This window comes from Streptomyces sp. NBC_00989 (genome assembly GCF_045162655.1).
Classification (GTDB): domain Bacteria; phylum Actinomycetota; class Actinomycetes; order Streptomycetales; family Streptomycetaceae; genus Streptomyces.
In genome coordinates, this window is sequence record NZ_CP108728.1 from 975996 (window position 1) to 998062 (window position 22067).

Below are 22067 nucleotides of genomic sequence, written 5' to 3' on the forward strand. Positions count from 1 at the left end.
GCGTTTAGCGAGTACACCCCCTCCGCCTGTGGAAAACCCCGGCCGCCGCTGTCCGTCAGTACCGGTGGCGCCGGTCCAGCTGCTTCAGCACCGCGCCCGCCATGGCCGCCTCGCCCTTCGCGTTGGGGTGCGCCGGAGCCGCCGGGGACGCGGGTTGCAGCGGCTCTATCCAGCGGTCGGCGGGCGCCTTGCACATGTCGTGGCCGACGGTCGGGCCGTAAGTGTCCACGTACTCCGCCCCGTTGAGCGCGGCGACCACTCGGAGCATCAGGTTGAGGCGCTTGCCGACGTCCCGCAGATAGGGGAAGTCCTTGGCGGCGAACGGCACCGACGGGTAGCAGCCACTGCCGTCGTCGGGCAGGAGGTCCGGGTAGCCGACGACGAGCACACGCGCGTGCGGTGCCTGCTTGTGCACCGCACGCAGGACCTTGGTGACCTTCGGCGCGGTGTTGAGGACGGCCAGCGCCAACTGGTCGACGCCTGAGGAGTTGTAGTAGCGCTGGCACGGGTTGCCGGCCAGGTCCGTGGCGCTGAGCTTGACGCAGGTCCCGATGATGGTGCTGAACCCGATGTCGTTGCCGCCGATCTGGACGGTCACCAGGTCCGTGTTCCGCTGAACGGCGTCGAGTTGGGGCGGGTTGGTGCCCTGCGCCTTCCACATCTCAGCGGTCGTCGCGCCGCTGCAGCTCACGTCCTTGAGGACGGTCCCTCTTTGGTCCGCCGTCACCACGGAGGGGTAATTGTGGTCGGAGCGGGCGCAGTTGGCGTCCACCTGGGTCGGTATGTAGGGGCCCGCGGTGTAGGAGTCGCCGAGCGCCACGTACTGAGTGGAACGGCCGTGCCCATGGCCCGAGTTGTGCGCGGCCGCCGGTGTCGCGGAGGCGACGACGAGGGCGCAGCCGCTGACCGCCGCGGCGACCGCCACGGCCCTGCCGCGGTGGTGCGCCGTCATGACCGGATGCGTCTCACGCTTCATGAGGTTCCTCCCCAGGTACGAGACGGTGCGACGGGGCGGGCCCGATGCGGTCGTCTCTCGTTCAACTGGCCTTGTATACCGGTCGGTAGGTACCTGGGGCCAGAGGTCTGGCGGGACGAGTTCGCTGCCCGAAAGGTCAGGGCTCCCGCCGCAACAGTTCGGCCGGTTTGGTGGCCGGTTCCCGTCCCCGCGCACGTGGACCACCTCCGGCGGGTATCCCTACCGCAGGCGTCAACGCGCTTGGGGGTGGGGGGAGTTGGCTCTGTTGCCGCAGAGGCTGCGGAGGCACGAGAGGCGCGAGTCCTGGCGTTCACGAAGGCGCGAGGCGATCCGTGCGCTGCGCGCCCAGGGACGCTACGGCCCCGGGCTGCGCGAGGTGCTGCCCGCCCTCGTCGGGGTCGCCGTCGTCGTGTGCGGGATCGTGGCCGGACTCGCCGTGGCGTACCGCGTCCTCGGGACCGGCGCGCTCGCGGGCGGCCTGGCGCTGCTCGCCGTGATCACGGCGGCCGTGGTCCGGCACAACCGGCCGCTGGCCCGTCGCCGGCTCGGCTACTACACGCCCGAGGAGATCGCCGACCTGGATGTGGAGGGCCTCGCCCTGGCCGTGTCCCGGATGCTGCGCCGGGACGGCTGGCGGGCCCTCGCCCGGCCCGACGCGCAGGGCCAGCCCCGGGTCCGGGCGCGCGACCGGCTCGGTCGCCGTCTGGAGGTGGCCTTCCGGCCGGTCGCGGAACCGCTGCCCGACGAGGAGACGCCGACGCGATCCGCGCGCTCGGCCGGCTCGGGACCGCAGCTCCGGCTCGTCGTCCACCGGGGCACCTTCAGCCGACGTGACGTGCAGTGGGCGCGCCGGCAGGGCGGCGTCCAGCTCATCGACGGCTCACGTCTGCGGCGCTGGGCCCACGGCACTCCCCTGCACCGGCTGCCCGAGGTCCCCTGACACGTCTCCTGACGCCTCTCCTGACACGCGGAACGAGCCGCGGGCACGGGGCCCACGGCTCGTTCACGGTACGGCTCGTCAGTCCTCGCAGTGGTTGCCCAGCGCGGGGTTGAGCAGACCGATCACGTTGATCGAGTTGCCGCACACGTTGAGGTCCAGGTCGATCGGCACCTGGACGACGTTTCCGGAGAGCACGCCCGGGCTGTCGACGGCGGTACCCACGGGGTCAGGGTCCGCGCTCGCCGTACCAGCGCACAGCAGCAACGCCGCACCCGCCAGACCCACCGCGGCCGTCAGACGCTTCCTCATGAAGAACTCCTGTCACTCGGAGGGGCATGTCCCTCCACGCTGAGGGTGCTTCGGGGGGTCACGACACTCTTCGGCCGCCGAACGGGTGGTGGCCAGCCGCTCCTCAGGCCTCCAGACCGGCGGCGACCGTCGCCCCCAGCTCCCAGCACGCCTCGACACCGGCCCGGTCCGGCTCGCCGGTCAGCGTCACCGGATCCGCGACGCGCCGCCAGCCCAGCCCGGTCGTGATCGACTCGATGCCGCGGACGGCTCCGGTCACGTCGTTCCCGCCGTGCACGTAGTAGCCGAAGGGCCGGCCCCGGGTCTCGTCCAGGCAGGGGTAGTAGATCTGGTCGAAGAAATGCTTGAGCGCGCCGGACATGTAACCGAGGTTCGCGGGCGTACCCAGCAGAAGGCCGTCGGCGGCCAGCACGTCCGACACGGTCGCGGACAGCGCGGCACGCCGTACGACCCGCACGTCCTCGATCTCCGGTGCCGTCGCTCCGGAGACGACGGCTTCGAACATCGCCTGGCAGTTGGGCGACGGAGTGTGATGCACGATCAGCAAGGTGGGCACGCGCTGAATCTAGTCGTCGGCCGGCTCGACCCTCGTAACGGTGCCCTGGGTGCTGGCCTCCAGGAAGCCACTGGAGCCGTAGTCGTCGCTCAGATAGATCGCCATGCCCGCCGGGGTGACGCCGCCGTTGGTGCTCGGCACCCGGAGCAGCAGGTAACGGCTCGTCGGTTTCTCGACCTTCAGGTCCTTGTTCGCGCGCTTCAGCAACGCGGGAACGGCGTCCCAGTTGAAGTCGTCCAGCTTCACCGGCGTGTCTCCGTCTGTCACCGTGCCCTTGGTGTCGAACCCCTCGTCGAAACCGGTACCGGAGCGGTAGGTGTAGCTGACGTACTTGGTATTGCTGCCTTTCACCATCACTTCCGCGATGACGTATCCCGGGTAGACGGAGAGGTCGAAGAAGCGGTCGCTGCCCGTCTTCTCCTTGAAGGCCTTGATCGCGGTCCGGATGCCGGACGGGGTGAGCATGTCCTGGGTCTTCACGGCGGTGCTGCTCTGACTCGCCGAGACCTTGGGCGTGGTCTGCTGCTGAGTCTGACCGGTGGCACCCGCGGACGCCGACGTGTCCTTCTTGTCGTTGCCGTCCGGCAGCACCTTCCAGGCGAGCGTGCCCACCAGCAGTACGCCCACGACGCTGGAGGCCACCGTGACACCCCGGTTCCGCTTCGCCGGGCGTCGCCGACTGCTCGTCGTCGGCATGCCGTCGGTGGGCGGCAGGGAGGGCGGTATCGGCGGTGCGAGCCGGTACGAGGTGGTCTCGGGGCGTCGGTCCTCGGGCTGTGCCGCGGCGGCGTCCAGCATCCGGCCGACCGTTCCGGCGTCCGCCCGCGCCTCGGGATCGCGGACCAGCACGCAGGACAGCACCGGCATCAGCGATCCCGCCCGCACCGGTGGCGGCACGTCCTCCTGGAGTACGGCGGCCAGCGTGGCCAGGGTCGTACCGCGCTGGAGCGGGTGGTATCCCTCGACGGCGACGTACAGCATCATCGCGAGCGACCACAGGTCGGCGGCGGGGCCGCCGCTCTGGCCGGTCACCCGTTCCGGGGCCATGTAGTCGGGGGTGCCGATGATGGACCCGGTGGCGGTGAGGGCGGTGGCGTCGCGGATGGCGGCGATGCCGAAGTCGGTGAGGACGGGGCGGCCGTCGGTGCGCAGCAGGACGTTGGCGGGTTTCACGTCGCGGTGCTGGACGCCCGCCGCGTGCGCCGCGTTCAGGGCGTCGAGCACGCCGCGGCCGAGCCGGGCGGCCTCGGCGGGGGCCATGGGTCCGCGGGCCAGCCGGTCGGCGAGCGAGCCGCCCTGGACGAGTTCCATGACGAGCCACGGGTAGGTACCGACGCCCTCGTCGACGATGTGATGGATCGTCACCACGTTCGGGTGCTCGACCCGGGCCAGGGCGCGTGCCTCGCGCAGGACCCGCTGGCGCAGCATCTCCGCCGCGTCGGGGTCGTACTCGGCGAGGTCGATGTCCGGCGGCCGGACCTCCTTGACCGCGACATGGCGGTGCAGCAGCAGGTCACGGGCGCGCCACACCGTACCCATGCCACCGCCGCCGAGCCGGGACTCCAGCTCGAAGCGGCCGTCGACGACCCGTCTGCCGGGCTCCCCCTCGTTCATGCGGAGGAGCTTATGTGACGAACGTGCACTCCTGTGCGGCGAGTTCAGAGGATGAGAAACGTCCGGGCCGACCCTCGAGGGCCGACCCGGACGTCAGTGGTGCGTTGCCGTGGAGCTACTCGGCCTCAGACGAGGTCGAACCGGTCCAGGTTGGACACCTTGACCCACGCGTCGACGAAGTCCTTCACGAACTTCGCCTTCGCGTCGTCGCTCGCGTAGACCTCGGCGAGGGCGCGCAGCTCGGAGTTCGAGCCGAAGACGAGGTCGGCGCGGGTGCCGGTCCACTTGACGGCGCCGGAGGCGTCGCGGGCCTCGAAGGTCTGCTGGTCCGAGGAGGTCGACGTCCACGTGGTGCCCAGGTCGAGCAGGTTCACGAAGAAGTCGTTGGTCAGCGTGCCGACCTTGTCGGTGAGGACACCGTGCGTGGACTGGCCCTGGTTGGCGCCCAGGACACGCAGGCCGCCGACGAGGACGGTCAGCTCGGGGGCGCTCAGCGTGAGCAGGTTCGCCCGGTCCAGCAGCAGGTACTCGGCGGGAAGGCGGTTGCCCTTGCCGAGGTAGTTGCGGAACCCGTCGACGGTCGGCTCGAGCGCGGCGAACGACTCGACGTCCGTGTGCTCCTCGGTCGCGTCGACACGGCCCGGCGTGAAGGGGACCTCCACGTCGACGCCGCCGTCCTTGGCGGCCTTCTCGACCGCCGCGGCACCGCCGAGGACGATCAGGTCGGCCAGGGAGACCTTCTTGGCGCCGGAGTTGAACTCCTGCTGGATGCCCTCGAGGACCCGCAGCACCTGGGCGAGCTGGTCGGGGTCGTTGGCCTCCCAGCCGCGCTGCGGCTCCAGGCGGATACGGGCACCGTTGGCGCCGCCGCGCTTGTCGCTGCCACGGAAGGTGGACGCGGACGCCCAAGCGGCGGACACGAGCTGCGAGACGGTCAGGTCCGAGGCGAGGATCTTCGCCTTGAGGGCCGTGACGTCGGCGGCGTCGATGGTCTCGCCCTCGGCCTGCGGCAGCGGGTCCTGCCACAGCAGGGTCTCGGACGGGACCTCCGGGCCGAGGTACAGGGACTTCGGGCCCAGGTCGCGGTGGGTCAGCTTGAACCAGGCGCGGGAGAAGGCGTCCGCGAACTGGGCCGGGTTCTCGTGGAAGCGCTTCGAGATCTCACCGTAGATCGGGTCGAAGCGCAGCGAGAGGTCGGTGGTGAGCATCGTCGGGAGCTTCTTGGCGTCGCTGTGGGCGTCCGGGATGATCGCCTCGGCGTCCTTGGCCACCCACTGGTTGGCGCCGGCGGGGCTCTGGGTGAGCTCCCACTCGTAGCCGAAGAGGATGTCGAAGAAGTCGTTGCTCCACTGGGTCGGCTTGGTGGTCCAGGTGACCTCGAGACCGGAGGTGATGGCGTCGCCACCCTTGCCGGTGCCGTAGGTGTTGGCCCAGCCCAGGCCCTGCGCCTCCAGCGGGGCGGCCTCGGGGTCGTCGCCGACCGACTCGGCCGGGCCCGCGCCGTGGGTCTTGCCGAAGGTGTGACCACCGGCGATGAGGGCGACGGTCTCCTCGTCGTTCATCGCCATGCGGCGGAAGGTCTCACGGATGTCGCGGGCCGCGGCCAGCGGGTCCGGGTTGCCGTTGGGGCCCTCGGGGTTGACGTAGATGAGGCCCATCTGGACGGCGCCGAGCGGGTTCTCCAGCTCGCGGTCGCCGGTGTAGCGCTGGTCGTCGAGCCAGGTGGTCTCGGGACCCCAGTACACGTCCTCGTCGGCCTCCCAGACGTCGGCGCGGCCGCCGGCGAAACCGAAGGTCTCGAAGCCCATCGTCTCCAGCGCCACGTTGCCCGTGAGGATCAGGAGGTCGGCCCAGGAGATGGACTGGCCGTACTTCTTCTTGACCGGCCACAGCAGACGGCGGGCCTTGTCGAGGTTGCCGTTGTCCGGCCAGCTGTTCAGCGGCGCGAAGCGCTGCTGGCCGCGGCCGCCACCGCCACGGCCGTCGCTGATGCGGTAGGTGCCGGCGCTGTGCCAGGCCATCCGGATCATCAGCGGGCCGTAGTTGCCGAAGTCCGCCGGCCACCAGTCCTGCGAGGTGGTCAGCACCTCGGCGATGTCCTGTTTGACGGCCGCGAGGTCGAGGGCACCGAACGCCTCGGCGTAGTCGAAGTCCGCGCCGAGCGGGTTCGCGACGACCGGGTCCTTCGCGAGGATCTTCAGGTTGAGGCGCTCCGGCCACCACTGACGGTTACCGCCGCCCTGGGTGGGGTGCGCGGCGCGCCCGTGCGCGACGGGGCAGCCCCCGGCGTCCTCCGACTTCGCGTCCGTGACGATTGCGTCGTGGTTCTCAGACATGGGAATCCTTCCAAAACGGGGTGGAACACGTGGCTCAGGAACTGGGGACTGCGGTACAGGCGGGGCACAGGCCCCAGTAAATGACCTCGGCCTCGTCGATCGAGAAGCCCTGGTCGTCGGCGGCGGTCAGGCAGGGTGCCTCGCCGACCGCGCAGTCGACGTCGACGACGACACCGCACGACCTGCACATGAGGTGGTGGTGGTTGTCGCCGACGCGTCCTTCGAAGCGGGCCGGGCTGCCCGCCGGTTCGATACGGCGTATGAGTCCGGCCGAGGTCAGCGCGTGGAGGGCGTCGTAGACGGCCTGGAGCGATATGTGTCCTACGCGGTCACGGACCCCGGACGCGACCGCCTCGACATCGAGGTGGTCGCCGTGCCGGACGGTCTCGAGCAGCGCGACGCGGGCTGCCGTCACCCGCAGGCCGGCACCGCGCAGCTCCTCGGCGGTGGTCGGTGGCTGGGATGCGGTCATGGCGCTCAACCTACAGCCATAAACACGAGTGATTCAAGAAAACAAATGGTTCAAGTTAGATGTCGTTCCGGGGTGGGCGGTGTGGAGCGGTCCCAAGTGGTGGCGGTGACCCCACGTTCGCGCAGTACGCCCTTGCGAACCTTGCCGGTCTCGGTGAGCGGAAGCTCACGGACGGTGTCGACATAGCGGGGCACCGCGAAGGGTGGCAACTCACCCGCACAGTGCCGTACGAGGTCCAGCGGGTCCAGCACCTGACCCGGCCCGGGGACGACCGCGACCATGACCTCGTCCTCCGCCAGCTCCGAGGGCACCGGGAACGCCGCCGCGTCGGCGACCGCTGGATGCGAGCGGACGACGGACTCCACCTCCTGCGAGGACACGTCCTCGCCCCGCCGCCGGATCACGTCCTTGATCCGGTCGACGAACCGGAACCATCCGTCGGCTTCCCGTACGACCCGGTCACCGGTGCGCCGCCAAGCGGTGGGATCGGGCGTCGACTCCCCCAAGTACCCGGTACAGAAGGCGAATTCACGGGTGCTACGGACCACCAGCTCGCCGGCGACGCCGTCCGCGACCGGATCGAGCAGCTCGTCGACCACGCGCGCGGAGAACCCGTCGCGCACGGTACCGAGGTAGCCGGGCCGCTGCTCCTCGGGCGCAGCCCCGATGACCAGGTTCGTCTCCGTCGACCCGAACCCGTCGACAAGCGTGACCCCGAACCGCTCCCGGAACGGCTCCCACGCCGAGCCGGGAGTGGCAGGGGAAAGCCCGCGCCAGGCCCGATGCGCGCGATCGGCGGGGCCGGGCGGCTGGGCCAGCAGCATCGGCACCATCGCGCCCAGCAGGTAGACGGCGGTCGCCCCGGCCTCCGCCACCCGCTCCCAGTACCGCGTGGCGGAGACCACCGACCGCCGGGCACTGCGCTCCCGCGCGTTCTGGGCGGCCAGCGCCGGTATCGCCTTTGCGGTGATGGCTCTGGGCACCCTGGAAGGAGTGCTGCCACTGCGCTTCGGCACCAAGCTCGCTCAGGCCCAGATCGGCGCGCTCTACGCGGCGACTTCGGTACGGGTGGCCGTCGCCGCCGCGCTGGCGGCCCGGCTCAGCCCGCGCCGGGCCCTACTGGCCTCGACCGCGCTGGTCATCGCCGGGCTCGCTGCCGCCGGGGCCAGTTCCTCGGTACCGGTGTGGATCGTCTCCCTGGCAGTTGCGGGATGCGGCATCGGGCTGGCCAACACCGGCGCCATCGGGGTCCTGCTCGACGCCGTACCCGCACAGCGCATCGTCACCGCGATGGTCCTCTGGTCCCAGATCGGCATCCTGGGCCACCTCCTCGCCCCTCTCACGGGCGGGCCCGTCGCCGACGCCTACGGCTACACCGCTGTCGCAGCCACTGCCGGCGTCGGCGGTGTGGCCGTCGCCATCAACCTGGCCTGGCAGCACCGAGGCACGCAGCGACCCACGGCTTCCGACGTGTGACCCGACATGGCCGTGACCCACCCTGTGGTGACCTCGATCGATCCACAGACAGTCACACCGCAACTGGCCCGCGTCTGTAGACGTACCGCAGCGCTCGCCTCGCCCTTGGTTGCTGTGCCGGCCCTCCTACAAGCGGACGGCGGCTCGGCGCTCGGCTGCTTGCTGGAGATACTGCACGCGTGACTGAGCCAAGCATGGAAGTCCCGTCGGGCCCGAAGCGCCCCGCGTGGCTGACCCGCAACGTCAAGGTCCTGTGCGGGGTGTCCTTTCTCCAGGACGCGGCCAGCGAACTCCTCTACCCGATCCTGCCGATCTTCCTGACCGTGGTGTTGGGCGCACCGCCCGCCGTCGTGGGGGCGATCGAGGGGCTGGCCGAGGGCGCGGCGTCGATCACCAAGGTGGCCGCCGGACGCCTCGCGGACCGGTTCGACCGTCGTCCCCTGATCGGCGTCGGATACGGCCTGGCGGCAGTGGGCAAGCTGCTGATCGCGCTGGCGACCGTCTGGCCGCTGGTGCTCCTGGCCCGCGTCACCGATCGGCTCGGCAAGGGCATGCGCGGGGCGCCTCGCGACGCCCTGCTCGTCGAGGGCGTACCGAAGGGGCAGCGCGGCCGGGTGTTCGGTCTGCACCGGGCCGCCGACACCGCCGGCGCGGTGGTCGGCCCGCTCGTGGGGTTGGTCCTGTACGAGGCGCTCGACCACCGGCTGCGCCCCCTGTTCTGGGTCGCCGTGATCCCTGCCGTCGCGTCGGTCGCGCTGGTCGCCGCCGTCCGCGACCCCCGAGCCGGAAGGACGAGCAGCTCCTCGACGCGGCCCGCCCGCACACCCTGGAGGTCGCTGCCGCGCCCCTACTGGCGGGTCCTCGGGGTGCTGCTCGCCTTCAACCTGGTCAACTTCCCCGACGCGCTCCTGCTGTTGCGCGCCCACGACCTGGGCCTCTCGACGGCCGGGGTGGTGGGCGCTTACGCGGTCTACAACCTCGTCTACGCCGCCCTGTCCTACCCCGCCGGGGCGCTGTCCGACCGGCTACCGCGCCCGCTGGTCTTCGCCGCCGGCCTGGCCTTCTTCGCGATCGGCTATCTGGGCCTCGGCCTGATCCACACCTCCTGGCTGGTGTTCGTCGTGCTGCCGCTCTACGGCGGTTTCGCGGCCTGCACCGACGGCGTCGGCAAAGCCTGGATCTCCACACTCGTCCCCGACCGCCAACAGGGCACCGCACAGGGCCTGTTCCAGGGCGCCACCGGCGCCGCCGTGCTCCTCGCGGGCGTGTGGGCCGGGCTCACCTGGGGCGCCGACGGCCACCTCCCGCTGCTGGTCTCCGGCGGCATCGCACTGGCCCTTGCCGGTGTGCTGCCGGTCATCGCCCGCGCGCGGACCGCGGCCCGCTGACCGCAGGTCCCCGACGAAGGCGCGACGAGTCGGTGAACCGGTCGGCTTCCAGCCATGTGTACTGACAGGTTCTGGTCAAGGACTGTCCAAATGCCGGACTCCTCCTGCCGCCGGTGGTCGGGTCGTCCCCGACGGCTGTATCCGATCCCGTTCGGGAGGACCTGGTGTCAGTGCCGACCCGCAAGAGACGTTGGTTCACGATCTGTGCCATCACCGCATCCGCCGCCCTCGTGGCCATACCCGCCGGCGCCGCGCCCGGCTCGGGCAGCAGCCCCTTCGGGGCCCGCGTACTCGCTCAACTCGCCGCCGAACGAGGGCAGTCGGTGGGTGCGGTCAGCCCAAAGGCCAAGGCCGACGACGACGGCGGTGACGACGGCAACGAGGCCGACGAGATAGCCGAGGGCGCCGACCAGTACGCCGAGGCCCGCACCTCACCCGGCATCGTCGCACCGGGCGCCTACGGCGCCGCCTGGACGAGCCTGACCAATCTGCCGAGCACCGGCGGCAGTTGGCGCAACATCACCGACCTCCCGTACAACTCCGACGACCCGCGCTACCGCGACTACGACTCCAACTCCAGCGGCGGCTCGGGCAATGTGACCGGCCGGATGGCCGCGATGGCCGCCGACGACGACGGGTACGTGTACGCGGGCAGCGCAGGCGGCGGAGTGTGGCGCTCGCACACCGGAGGCGGCCGCTGGCAGCCCATCAGCGACAAGCTGCCCTCGCAGTCCACGGGCGCGCTCGCGCTGGACGGCGCCGGGCGGCTGTGGCTGGGCACCGGCGAGGCGACGACCAACGCGGACGCGTACCTCGGCAGCGGTGTCTACGTCCTGTCCAACCCCCGTCACGGCACGTTCTCCTCCCGCAGCCGGGTCGGCGGCGACGAGCTGGAGTCCACCACCATCCACGAACTGCGCTTCGGCGGCGGCAAAGTGTGGGCGGCGACCAGCGAGGGCGTGTGGAGCCACTCCACGAAGAAGCTGACCGGCGCCTGGAAGCTGGAGTTCGCACCCAACCCCGCCTATCTGCCGGGCGGTTCACTGGCGAACGACGACTCGGCCGCGTACAAGAACATCGCCAACGACATCGCGATCGACCCGAAGGACCCCTCCAAGGTGGTTCTCGCGGTCGGCTGGCGCAGCGGTGACGACTACAACGGCTTCTACACCAAGGTGCACGGCGTCTGGACGCGGATCACCAGCGGCCTGGGTGACCTGCCCGCCGACGCGGACGACGTCGGCAACGTCACCTTCGCCCGCTCCGCCGACGGCTCGCGCTACTACGCCATCGACCAGTCCCCGGAGCAGCTCAACACCAACCCGGACAGCGGCCTGGAAGGCATCTACGTCTCCAAGTCCGGTTCTCCCACCGGCCCTTGGACGAAGATCGCCGACTACAAGGGCCTGGCCGCCGACGGCTCGGCGCTCACCTCCAGCGGCTACATGCCGGGTGTACAGGCCTGGTACAACCAGTTCCTGACCGTCGACCCGGCGAACGCGGAGCACGTGTACGCGGGCCTGGAGGAGGTCTACGAGACCAAGGACGGCGGCACCAACTGGTCGACCGTCGGCCCGTACTGGAACTTCGGCTTCCCCTGCTGGAGCATCGACCCCACCAAACAGACGGGCGACTGCAGCCCGACCACGCACTCCGACCAGCACGGCGTCGCGATCGGCAGCTACCACGGCAAGAGCTTCGTCTACGTCGGCAACGACGGCGGCGTCTACAAGCGCCCGCTCAACGGCTCCCAGGACGCCTCCGGGCACGCCACCGACTGGACCTCGCTCAACGACGGCACCATCGACACCCTCCAGTACTACTCGGTGGGCGTCGGCAAGGACCTGACCTACGGCGGTGTCTCCGTGACCGGCGGCCTCCAGGACAACGGCCAGTCGATCCTCCGTAGCAACGACACGGTGATGGGTTCCAACTTCGGCGGCGACGGCGGCGACACCCTCACCGACCCGGCCAACGGCTGCAACATGGCAGAGGAGTACGTCTACCTCGCCATCCAGGTGACCCAGAACTGCGCGGTGAACGACGGGAGTTGGGTCACCGACCCCAGCAAGATCACGTCGTACAACGTGGCCCCCGCCGACAACGCCACCGGCGAGGCCCGCTTCATCGCCCCGATCACGGCCGACATGAAGAACAGCTCGACCTGGATCGCCGGCGGCCGTCACATCTGGGTCCAGACCCACGGCTACGCCATCCGCAGCGGCGACGAGTGGACCAGCGTGTACGACCTCGGCGCCGGGCGTACCGCCACGGCCGTCGCGGCTTCGGGCGGCAAGGTGTACGCGGCCTGGTGCGGCCCCTGCAACAACCAGAGCTTCGCCCGCGGCATCTCCGTCGGCAACGCGGACGGCACCGGCTGGCACGACATCACCCTCCCGGCCACGGGCACGGACGGCACCGTACCCAACCGCTACCTCGCCGGTTTCGCCGTCGACCCCAAGAACGCCGACCACGTCTACCTCGCGGTCAACGGCTTCTCCCGGCACTGGACCGAGGGCCCCGGCGCCGGCGTCGGCCACGTCTTCGAGTCCATCGACGGCGGCACCACCTGGAAGGACATCTCGAAGAACCTCCCCGACGTGCCGACGAACTCCGCGGTCGTCACCCCGAACGGCGGCCTCGCCGTCGCCACCGACCTCGGCGTCGTCTACCGCGCGCCGGGCCGTACGACCTGGGAGCGCGTCGGGAACCTCCCGGCCGTCGCCGTACTCCAGTTGAAGCTGAGCCCGGACGGCCGGACGCTGTACGCGGCCACCCACGGCCGCGGCATCTACACGATCGACGTGCGCAACTGCCGCTGACGAGGCGGCAGTCGGAGGGGTGGTCCCGGGTCGCCGGGATCACCCCTGAGTCGTGTACGGCACCACACTCACGTGCAGCGTGAAGACGACGCGCGCCGCGCCCGCCACATCCGGCGCCTTCGCCGACGCGGTGACGTCCGCCGTACCGCCCCGCGTCCCCGCACACCGCAGCGAGGCCCGGGCCGAACCGTCCGTCGCCGACCGCCACCCGGCCACCGCGACGAAGACGGGAACGGAACTGTGCACGGCCGTCCACCGCTTGTCGTCCTTACGGGCCTTCAGGACGAGGGACACCACCGTCCCGGGCCGCACGCAGAGTCGCTGTTCGACCGCGTCACCAGGGCTGACGGTGACGTTCACGTGCCCGGCGACGCAGCTTCCGGCCGAAGCCGAAGACGTGGGCGAGCTTCCCTCGGTAGGAGTCGCGGACGGGGCTGCGGACGTGTGCGTCGGTGCGCCGGCCGAAGATCCCGCCGAACTACTCGCAGACGACCCACCGGCCGATCCACCACCCGCCGACGAACCGCACGCGGCCAGGACGACCGTCCCGACAACCACCCATCCCCCGACCCACCACCGCATCCCGGCACCTCCCGACCCGCGCGAACAGATACAGCATGCCCGTACAAGGGACTCTGTGGACGAAGGACGGGCCTGGAGGCGGCCACAATGCCTGCGGAACCGTACCCGCCCGTGTGCGACAAGGAAGCCAGACCGCGATCCGGCCCGCACTGAAATCGTTCCTGCCGTATGCCGCCGACGAAGTCGGTCACCACCCCACACCTGTGCGGTGCACCTCATTCGGCGGGGCGACCGCGCATGAAGACGAGCGCCACCAGGGCCAACCCGACTACCCCACCAACGAGTTGCATGCCGATGAACCCCAGGACCGAACCCGGTGCGATGCCCGCGAACGAGTCGGTGAAGGCACGGCCGATAGTCACGGCGGGGTTGGCGAAGGACGTCGACGACGTGAACCAGTACGCGGCTCCGATGTAGGAGGCGACGGCCACGGGCACGAACTGCAGCCGGTCCGCGCGCGCCAGGCCGAAGATCAGCAGGATCAGACCGGCCGTCGCGACCACCTCACCCAGCAGCAGATGCCCGGCCGAACGGTCATGCGTGGACCACTTCACCAGTGGCTCGCCGAACATCGCGTCCGCCAGGATCGCGCCGACGATCGCACCCACGATCTGCGCGGGCACATACACAGCCGCCTCGCACAGAGTGACCCCGGCGCCGCCACGTCGCGCCGTCCACCACTCGGCCAGCGTGACGACCGGGTTGAAGTGCGCACCGGAGACCGGTCCGAACAGCAGGATCAGGATGCCGAGTCCGAAGACGGTGGCGAGGGAGTTGGCCAGGAGTTGCACGCCCACGTCGTGGCTCAGGTTGGTGGCCTGGATGCCGGAGCCGACCACGACGGCCACCAGCAGGGCGGTGCCTATGAGTTCGGCGGCGGCCCGGGCGACCAGGGGGTTGCGCGGCGGGGTGGCATCCGGCGCGGACCCGACGGAGGCCGGCTCGGCGGCGGGTGCGGCGGACTCCGCGACCGGGGCGGCTTCGGCGGCGGTCATGGGCAGGCCCTCTTGTTCTCTACGGCGCCGCGGGCGGACTCCGCCAGATCGGCGAACTGACCGGCGAGCAGGGCGAAGACGTCCGGGCGCAGTTTGTAGTACGTGTACCGGCCGCATGGTTCCGTCTCGACGACCCCGGCCTCGCGCAGCACCTTCAGGTGGTTGGAGAGGTTGGTCTGCCGGGCACCGGTCTCCTCCACGAGGTGTGTGGTGCACAGCGTTTCCTGGGCGAGCAAGGTCACGATCTGGAGCCTGAGCGGGTCGGCCAGAACCCGGATCAGATCAGTGTCGACTGACGTCAGCATGCGCTGATACTGTCACATCAGCGGTGACTGACACCACCGGGTACTGATATGTCGCACCCGTTCTGTTGCGAGACAAGAGAGACCTCTGATGGCCGACAAGCCCTCCGTGCTGTTCGTCTGCGTCCACAACGCCGGCCGTTCCCAGATGGCCGCCGCGTGGCTGACCCACCTGGCCGGGGACCGCGTCGAGGTCCGCTCCGCCGGCTCCAACCCCGGCGCAGGCGTCAACCCGGCCGCCGTCGAGGCCATGGCCGAGGTCGGCATCGACATCTCCGCCGAGGTCCCGAAGATGCTCACCGTCGACGCGGTGAAGGAGTCGGACGTCTGCATCACCATGGGCTGCGGCGACACCTGCCCCGTCTTCCCGGGCAAGCAATACCTGGACTGGCAGTTGGATGACCCGACGGGCCAGGGCGTCGAGGCCGTCCGTCCGATCCGGGACGAGATCAAGGCGCTGATCGAGGGCCTGATCAAGGAGATCGCTCCGGAGCCGCAGGCTTGAGCGGCATGGCGACGGAAGGCTCCTCCGACCCGGAACACACGGGTGGACAGCCCGTCTCACCTGTACCTGGGAGTCACTCGACGTCACCGCGGTCAAGGACGGCGTACCGGTTCGGTTCTCGACGACGGTGTCGCTCGCTACCGGCGCATGGTCGCGTGGTTCCCGGCCGCGCGGGGCGCTCGCCGGCGAACCGGTCCGTGCCGCTCAGCTCAATGCGGCGTCGGCGCTGGCCGAGGTACTCAGGAGCGAACTGCCGACGGCCGGTTGGGGGTTGTGCGCGCACAACGAGGAGCCCGTACTGTCCGGGACCCTCCGGATCCACCGGGCGAAGGCGTCCCGCGCCGATCCCACCGAGTGGGCCGGCTTCCTCGGGACCGCAGGCGACCACCGTCGCGAGAAGCGGGACTTCGGCTCTCATCGGTGGGGCGAGGTCACCGGCGGTGTGCGAGTCGGGGAACCACACTTGGTCGAAGCCGAGCTCCTCGGCCCGGCGTACGGTCCGGGCCACGCGGTCCGCCCGGTCGCAGGGCGGGACGCGCACGCCGATCCGCAGCGGGCCCTCGTCGCGGCTCTCCGAAATGTCGCTGTTCATGGAGAGGACCCTAGGGACGAACGAGGGACCGTCGAACAGCCTCGGTCCGCTCAGCGATCCGCTCCCGGATTCAGTGCCGGCGCTGCTGAATCCGATGAAGGGGATCGGTTGGACGCGCACGGCGGGCGCGGGCACAGTGGGCGTCGTGAACCACATCGCAGATCCGGGGCGCTACGACAGCACGATGCGCTACCGCCGCACGGGCCGCTCGGGGCTCGACCTGCCCCTGCTCTCGCTGGGCTACTGGCACAACTTCGGTGACGACCGCCCCTTCGAGACCCAGCGCGAGATCGCGCTGCGCGCCTTCGACCTCGGCATCACCCACCACGACCTGGCGAACAACTACGGCCCGCCCTACGGCGCCGCCGAGTCCAACTTCGGCCGGCTGCTGAAGCAGGACCTCGCGCCGTACCGGGACGAGCTGGTGGTCTCCACGAAGGCCGGCTGGGACATGTGGCCGGGCCCCTACGGCCAGGGCGGCGGCTCCCGCAAGTACGTCCTGGCCTCGCTCGACCAGTCGCTGAAGCGCACGGGCCTCGACTACGTCGACATCTTCTACTCCCACCGCCTCGACGCCGGCACCCCGCTGGAAGAGACCATGGGCGCGCTGGACACCGCCGTCCGCCAGGGCAAGGCGCTGTACGTCGGCATCTCCTCCTACGACGCGGAGCGCTCCCGCGAGGCCGCCGCGATCCTGCGCGAGCTGGGCACACCGCTGCTCATCCACCAGCCGTCGTACAACATGCTCAACCGGTGGATAGAGAACGACGGGCTGCTGGATGCCGCGCAGGACGAGGGCTTCGGGGTCATCGGCTTCACGGCGCTGTCGCAGGGGCTGCTGACCGGGCGGTACCTGGACGGGATCCCGGAGGGGTCGCGGGCCGCGCAGGGCACGTCGTTCGACGCGGGCTGGCTGACCGAGGACATGGTCCGGCGGCTGCGCGCGCTCAACGACATCGCGGGACGGCGCGGGCAGAGCCTGGCGCAGATGGCGCTGGCCTGGGCGCTGCGCGACGAGCGGGTCACCTCGCTGGTCATCGGCGCGTCCCGCACGGAGCAGCTCGAACAGAACGTGGCCGCGCTGGACAACCTCGCCTTCAGCGCCGAGGAGCTGGCCGAGATCGACTCGTACGCCGTGGACGGCGGCGTCGACCTGTGGCAGGACGCGCGGACTGGGAAACTCGGCTGAGTCGCACGGTGCCGGCCGTCAAGGCCGGCACTTCCCAGGACAGCGCGGAGGCATGACGTACATGACAGTCGACGGCTCGGTCGAGCACACGGACGGCAACACCGGCGGCGAGAGCGTCCCGACCACGCAGGCGGTGCTGGAGTCGCTGACCCCCAGCGCGACCTTCCTCGTCGTCACCGTGGAGCCGGGCGGCGAGGAGACGGTGCGCCAACTCCTCGAAGATCTGGGCGGGTTGATCCGGTCCATCGGGTTCCGCGCGCCGGACGGGCGGCTCAGCTGTGTGACCGGCATCGGGTCGCGGGTGTGGGACCGGCTGTTCGACGGCCCGCGTCCCGCCGAACTGCATCCGTTCCGCGAACTCACCGGCGACCGCCACACAGCCGTCTCCACCCCGGGCGACCTCCTCTTCCACATCAAGGCCGTACGGGCCGACCTGTGCTTCGAGTTGGCCGCCGAGATCATGGGGCGGCTCGGCGGTGCGGTCGCCGTGGCCGACGAGGTGTCCGGGTTCCAGTACTTCGACGTGCGCGACCTGCTGGGCTTCGTCGACGGCACGGAGAACCCGGTCGGGCGGGTGGCCCGCGAGGCGGTGGTGATCGGCGGCGAGGACCCGGAGTTTGCGGGCGGCAGCTATGTGATCGTGCAGAAGTACGTCCACGACATGGCGGCCTGGAACGCGCTGCCGGTGGAGCAGCAGGAACGGGCCATCGGGCGCACGAAGTTGACCAACATGGAGATGGACGACGACGTCAAGCCGGCCGACTCGCACATCGCGCTGAACGTCATCACCGGCCCGGACGGCACCGAGCGGAAGATCCTGCGCGACAACATGCCGTTCGGCAGCGCGGGTCAGGGCGAGTTCGGCACCTACTTCATCGGGTACGCCCGCACGCCCTCGGTGACCGAGCAGATGCTCCGCAACATGTTCCTGGGCACGGACACCGCGTCCCACGACCGCATCCTGGACTTCTCCACCGCCGTCACCGGAAGTCTCTTCTACGTCCCCTCGGCGGACTTCCTGGACGACCTGCCGGCCTCCCCGGGGCAAGCAACTTAAGTGAACGGTTAACCAGCCGTTGACACCCCTGTCCGCCGGGCGCCCAATGAGGCCCGGACGCGGCACCCGGCCGACCGGCCAACAGCCGTGCAGGACAGGGGGATTGCGGTATGCAGGTTCCCGCTCCGTTCGAGTACCAGCGGGTCGGCAGCGTCGGTGAGGCGGTCGCGCTGCTCGACCGCCTGGGGGACACGGCACGACTGGTGGCCGGCGGGCACAGTCTGATCCCGATGATGAAGTTGCGGCTGGCCAACTTCGAGTACCTGATCGACATCAACGACCTGCACGAAGAACTGGGTTACGTCCGCGTCGAACCCGGACTGATCCGCATCGGCGCGATGACCCGCCACCGCGAGCTGCTGGAGTCGGACGAACTCGCCGCCGCCTTCCCGGTGTTCCGTGACGCCGAACGAGTCATCGCCGACCCCGTGGTGCGCAACCGGGGCACGCTCGGCGGCTCCCTCTGCCAGGCCGACCCGTCCGAGGACCTCTCCGCGGTCTGCACCACTCTCGACGCCAGTTGCGTGATCCAGGGCAGGGACGGCGAACGCGTGGTGTCCATGGAGGACTTCCACCGGGGACCGTACGAGACCGCCGTGGGCGACGCGGAGATCCTCACCGAGGTCCGCTTCCCGGTCCGTCCGAACGGGTCCAGCGCCTACGAGAAGGTCGAACGGCGGGCCGGTGACTGGGCGGTGGTGTCCGCCGGCGCCGCGGTGTGGCTGGACGGCGACGGCCTCATCGCCGACGCCCGGGTGGGACTCGCCGCCGTAGGCCCGAACACGGCGGGCATCCCCGGCATCGCCGACGCCCTGCGCGGCCGGCGGCCGACCGAGGAACTGTTCGGACAGGCCGGGGACATCGCGGCCGAGGCCTGCTCACCGGTGACCGACCGGCGCGGCAGCGCCGAGTACAAACGGCATCTGGCGCGGGAGTTGACCCTGCGCGTGCTGCGCCGGGCCGTGGCCCGCATCGACGGACAGGAGGTGTGATCGTGCAGGTCAGCATGGTCGTCAACGGCGAAGAGGTCACCCGGGAGATCGAGGGACGGCTGCTGCTCGTCCACTTCCTGCGCGACCACCTCCGGCTGACCGGCACCCACTGGGGGTGCGACACCAGCAACTGCGGTACGTGCGTGGTGTGGCTGGACGGCGAACCGGTCAAGTCCTGCACCGTCCTCGCCGCGATGGCGGGCGGACACGAGGTGCGCACTGTCGAGGGGCTCGAACAGAACGGTGAACTCGACCCGGTACAGCGCGGGTTCGTCGAGTGCCACGGTCTCCAGTGCGGCTTCTGCACCCCCGGCATGATGATGACCGCGCGTGCGCTGCTGGACCGCAACCCCGACCCCTCCGACAGGGAGATCCGCGAGGCGATCTCCGGGCAGATCTGCCGCTGCACCGGTTACGCGACCATCGTCCGCTCTATCCGGTGGGCGGCGGCCGAGGAGGCCGGGACCCGAACGTCCCTGGAAACACAGGCCACTTCGGCTTCGGCTTCGGCTTCGGCTTCGGCTTCGGCTTCGGCTTCGGCTTCGGGGAGCGCGTCATGACCGCCGTCTCCGAGAACGGCCACCGCACCGCCTTCGTCGACAACGACAAGAAGCCCTGCGGCCACGGCCGGATGCTGCGCAAGGAGGACCCGCGCTTCGTCCGCGGGAAGGGCCGCTACGTCGACGACCTCGACCTGCCCGGCATGCTGCATCTGGCCATCCTGCGCTCGCCGTTCGCGCACGCACGCGTCCTCTCCGTCGACACCACGCTCGCCGAGGCCCACCCGAAGGTACGGCTGGTCGTCACCGGCGCCATGCTCGCCGAGAAGGGCCTGGCGTGGATGCCGACCCTCTCGAACGACGTGCAGGCGGTCCTGGCCACCGACAAGGTCCGCTTCCAGGGCCAGGAGGTCGCCTTCGTCGTAGCAGAAGATCGCTACGCGGCCCGGGACGCCCTGGAGTTGATCGATGTCGAGTACGAGCCGCTGGACCCGGTGATCGACGTCCGTACCGCCCTCTCCCCCGACGCGCCCGTCATCCGCGACGACCTGGAGGGCAAGGCCGACAACCACTGCTTCGACTGGGAGACCGGCGACGAGGCCGAGACCGAGGCCGTCTTCGCCCGCGCGGACGTCGTGGTCACCGAGGACATCGTCTACCCGCGCGTGCACCCGGCCCCCATGGAGACGTGCGGCGCGGTCGCGGACTACGACCAGGTCGACGGCAGGCTCACCCTGTGGTCCACCACCCAGGCCCCGCACGCCCACCGCACCCTCTACGCGATCGTCGCCGGTCTGCCGGAGCACAAGATCCGGGTCGTCTCCCCCGACATCGGCGGCGGCTTCGGCAACAAGGTGCCGATCTACCCCGGTTACGTGTGCGCGATCGTCGGCTCACTCCTCATCGGCAAGCCGGTGAAGTGGATGGAGGACCGCGCGGAGAACCTCATCAGCACCGGCTTCGCCCGCGACTACGTGATGCGCGGTGAGATCGCCGCCACCCGCGACGGACGCATCCTCGCCGTCCGCACCCAAGTCCTCGCCGACCACGGCGCGTTCAACGGCACGGCCGCACCGGTGAAGTACCCGGCCGGCTTCTTCGGTGTCTTCACCGGCAGTTACGACATCGAGGCCGCCCACTGCAAGATGACCGCCGTCTACACCAACAAGGCGCCCGGCGGGGTCGCTTACGCCTGCTCGTTCCGCATCACCGAGGCCGTGTACCTGATCGAGCGGATCGTCGACTGCCTCGCGTACGAACTGGCCATGGACCCGGTCGAGTTGAGGATGAAGAACTTCATCCGCCCCGAACAGTTCCCCTTCCGCACCAAGACCGGGTGGGTCTACGACTCCGGCAACTACGCGCCCACCATGGAGCTGGCGAAGGAACTCGCGGGCTACGACGCGCTGCGCGTCGAGCAGGCCGAGAAGCGGGCCCGCGGTGAACTCATGGGCATCGGCGTCTCGTTCTTCACGGAGGCGGTCGGCGCCGGACCCCGCAAGGACATGGACATCCTCGGCCTCGGCATGGCCGACGGCTGCGAACTGCGGGTGCATCCGACCGGAAAGGCGGTCGTCCGGCTGTCGGTGCAGTCGCAGGGGCAGGGTCACGAGACGACGTTCGCGCAGATCGTCGCCGAGGAACTCGGCATCCCGCCGCAGGACATCGACGTGGTGCACGGCGACACCGACCAGACACCGTTCGGCCTGGGCACCTACGGCAGCCGGTCCACGCCCGTCTCGGGCGCCGCCGCCGCGCTGGTCGCCCGAAAGGTACGGGACAAGGCACGCCTGATCGCCTCCGGGATGCTGGAGGTGTCGGTCGCCGACCTGGAGTGGGAGAAGGGCTCCTTCCACATCGCGGGTGACCCGGAGGCCTCGGTCACCATCCAGGCCATCGCGATGCGGGCGCACGGCGCGGGCGATCTGCCCGAGGGTGTGGAGGGTGGTCTGGAGGCGCAGATCTGCTACAACCCGGAGAACCTCACCTATCCGCACGGCGCCTACATCTGCGTCGTCGACATCGACCCGGGCACGGCCAAGGTGACCGTCCGCCGGTTCGTCGCGGTCGACGACTGCGGCACCCGTATCAACCCGATGATCATCGAGGGGCAGGTGCACGGCGGGCTCACCGACGGCGTCGGCATGGCGCTGATGGAGATGATCTCCTTCGACGAGGACGGCAACTGCCTCAGCGGCTCGCTGATGGACTATCTGATCCCCACCTCGCTCGAAGTCCCCGACTGGGAGACCGGGTTCACCGTCACGCCCTCCCCGCACCACCCCATCGGTGCCAAGGGTGTCGGCGAGTCCGCGACGGTCGGCTCGCCGCCCGCCATCGTCAACGCGGTGGTCGACGCGCTCAAGCCGTACGGCATCCGGCACGCGGACATGCCGCTCACGCCCTCGCGGGTGTGGGAGGCGATGCAGGGCCGACCGACTCCGCCGATCTGAAGGTGGCCATG

The 22067-nt window shown here is 70.2% G+C and carries 21 protein-coding genes; 10 read left to right on the top strand and 11 right to left on the bottom strand.

What is annotated here, in order from left to right:
* Positions 1-55: 55 nt before the first annotated feature.
* Positions 56-976, bottom strand: a complete 921-nt coding sequence (locus OG714_RS04385) for an SGNH/GDSL hydrolase family protein (RefSeq protein WP_406118642.1) — start codon at positions 974-976, stop codon at positions 56-58.
* Positions 977-1241: 265 nt separating this feature from the next.
* Between OG714_RS04385 and OG714_RS04390 the strand changes: the two genes are divergently transcribed.
* The gene (locus OG714_RS04390) at positions 1242-1916 is read left to right on the top strand and encodes a hypothetical protein (protein ID WP_406118644.1); all 675 of its coding nucleotides are present in this window, start codon (positions 1242-1244) and stop codon (positions 1914-1916) included.
* Positions 1917-1994: 78 nt separating this feature from the next.
* On the opposite strand, the gene OG714_RS04395 is transcribed toward OG714_RS04390, so the two are convergent.
* The 6 genes from OG714_RS04395 to OG714_RS04420 form a co-directional block, all read right to left on the bottom strand.
* The gene (locus tag OG714_RS04395; RefSeq protein ID WP_406118646.1) at positions 1995-2225 is read right to left on the bottom strand and encodes a chaplin; all 231 of its coding nucleotides are present in this window, start codon (positions 2223-2225) and stop codon (positions 1995-1997) included.
* A 103-nt stretch (positions 2226-2328) separates the two neighbouring features.
* A complete protein-coding gene (locus OG714_RS04400) occupies positions 2329-2781 on the bottom strand; it encodes a flavodoxin family protein (RefSeq protein WP_406118647.1) in 453 nt (150 codons plus the stop codon).
* Between the two features lie 9 nt (positions 2782-2790).
* A complete protein-coding gene (locus OG714_RS04405; protein WP_406118648.1) occupies positions 2791-4395 on the bottom strand; it encodes a serine/threonine-protein kinase in 1605 nt (534 codons plus the stop codon).
* A gap of 125 nt (positions 4396-4520) precedes the next feature.
* Entirely contained in the window at positions 4521-6731 is a 2211-nt protein-coding gene (gene katG, locus OG714_RS04410; protein ID WP_406118649.1) for a catalase/peroxidase HPI, read from the bottom strand.
* Positions 6732-6765: 34 nt separating this feature from the next.
* The gene (locus OG714_RS04415) at positions 6766-7203 is read right to left on the bottom strand and encodes a Fur family transcriptional regulator (RefSeq protein ID WP_406118651.1); all 438 of its coding nucleotides are present in this window, start codon (positions 7201-7203) and stop codon (positions 6766-6768) included.
* Positions 7204-7253: 50 nt separating this feature from the next.
* Positions 7254-8186, bottom strand: a complete 933-nt coding sequence (locus tag OG714_RS04420; RefSeq protein WP_406118652.1) for an AMP-binding enzyme — start codon at positions 8184-8186, stop codon at positions 7254-7256.
* Between OG714_RS04420 and OG714_RS04425 the strand changes: the two genes are divergently transcribed.
* From OG714_RS04425 to OG714_RS04435, 3 genes are all read left to right on the top strand, one after another.
* Positions 8173-8679 carry an MFS transporter gene (locus OG714_RS04425; protein ID WP_406118653.1) on the top strand — a complete coding sequence of 169 codons (507 nt, stop codon included), beginning with the start codon at positions 8173-8175 and terminating at the stop codon, positions 8677-8679. The two genes, OG714_RS04420 and OG714_RS04425, sit on opposite strands and share 14 nt — an antisense overlap.
* Before the next feature lie 179 nt (positions 8680-8858).
* Complete coding sequence (locus tag OG714_RS04430) at positions 8859-10067, top strand: MFS transporter (protein WP_406118654.1); 1209 nt, start codon at positions 8859-8861, stop codon at positions 10065-10067.
* Positions 10068-10231: 164 nt separating this feature from the next.
* Positions 10232-12889 carry a glycosyl hydrolase gene (locus OG714_RS04435; protein ID WP_406118655.1) on the top strand — a complete coding sequence of 886 codons (2658 nt, stop codon included), beginning with the start codon at positions 10232-10234 and terminating at the stop codon, positions 12887-12889.
* A gap of 39 nt (positions 12890-12928) precedes the next feature.
* Here the strand turns inward: OG714_RS04435 and OG714_RS04440 are convergent, their stop codons facing one another.
* The 3 genes from OG714_RS04440 to OG714_RS04450 all read right to left on the bottom strand — a co-directional run bounded on the left by OG714_RS04440 (position 12929) and on the right by OG714_RS04450 (position 14771).
* Complete coding sequence (locus OG714_RS04440) at positions 12929-13249, bottom strand: acetyl-CoA synthetase (RefSeq protein WP_406118656.1); 321 nt, start codon at positions 13247-13249, stop codon at positions 12929-12931.
* 437 nt (positions 13250-13686) lie between these two features.
* On the bottom strand, positions 13687-14466 hold the full coding sequence (locus OG714_RS04445; protein ID WP_406118657.1) for an aquaporin: 780 nt from the start codon (positions 14464-14466) through the stop codon (positions 13687-13689).
* Positions 14463-14771 carry an ArsR/SmtB family transcription factor gene (locus OG714_RS04450; RefSeq protein ID WP_406118658.1) on the bottom strand — a complete coding sequence of 103 codons (309 nt, stop codon included), beginning with the start codon at positions 14769-14771 and terminating at the stop codon, positions 14463-14465. Before OG714_RS04450 ends, OG714_RS04445 begins: the two co-directional genes overlap by 4 nt.
* A gap of 88 nt (positions 14772-14859) precedes the next feature.
* Here OG714_RS04450 and OG714_RS04455 point away from each other — a divergent pair, with 88 nt between their 5' ends.
* Positions 14860-15273: an arsenate reductase ArsC gene (locus OG714_RS04455; RefSeq protein WP_406118659.1), complete on the top strand. Its 414-nt coding sequence runs from the start codon at positions 14860-14862 to the stop codon at positions 15271-15273.
* A 73-nt stretch (positions 15274-15346) separates the two neighbouring features.
* Here the strand turns inward: OG714_RS04455 and OG714_RS04460 are convergent, their stop codons facing one another.
* Positions 15347-15865, bottom strand: a complete 519-nt coding sequence (locus tag OG714_RS04460) for a hypothetical protein (RefSeq protein ID WP_406118660.1) — start codon at positions 15863-15865, stop codon at positions 15347-15349.
* 145 nt (positions 15866-16010) lie between these two features.
* On the opposite strand from OG714_RS04460, the gene mgrA reads away from it, so the two are divergent.
* The 5 genes from mgrA (at position 16011) to OG714_RS04485 (ending at position 22056) form a co-directional block, all read left to right on the top strand.
* Positions 16011-17054: an L-glyceraldehyde 3-phosphate reductase gene (gene mgrA, locus OG714_RS04465; protein ID WP_406118662.1), complete on the top strand. Its 1044-nt coding sequence runs from the start codon at positions 16011-16013 to the stop codon at positions 17052-17054.
* Between the two features lie 61 nt (positions 17055-17115).
* A complete protein-coding gene (locus tag OG714_RS04470; RefSeq protein ID WP_406131717.1) occupies positions 17116-18111 on the top strand; it encodes a Dyp-type peroxidase in 996 nt (331 codons plus the stop codon).
* A gap of 110 nt (positions 18112-18221) precedes the next feature.
* A complete protein-coding gene (locus OG714_RS04475) occupies positions 18222-19103 on the top strand; it encodes an FAD binding domain-containing protein (protein WP_406118663.1) in 882 nt (293 codons plus the stop codon).
* Positions 19104-19105: 2 nt separating this feature from the next.
* Positions 19106-19663, top strand: coding sequence for a (2Fe-2S)-binding protein (locus OG714_RS04480; RefSeq protein ID WP_406118664.1), 558 nt, complete (start codon positions 19106-19108; stop codon positions 19661-19663).
* Complete coding sequence (locus OG714_RS04485; protein ID WP_406118665.1) at positions 19660-22056, top strand: aerobic carbon-monoxide dehydrogenase large subunit; 2397 nt, start codon at positions 19660-19662, stop codon at positions 22054-22056. Before OG714_RS04480 ends, OG714_RS04485 begins: the two co-directional genes overlap by 4 nt.
* Positions 22057-22067: the final 11 nt, after the last annotated feature.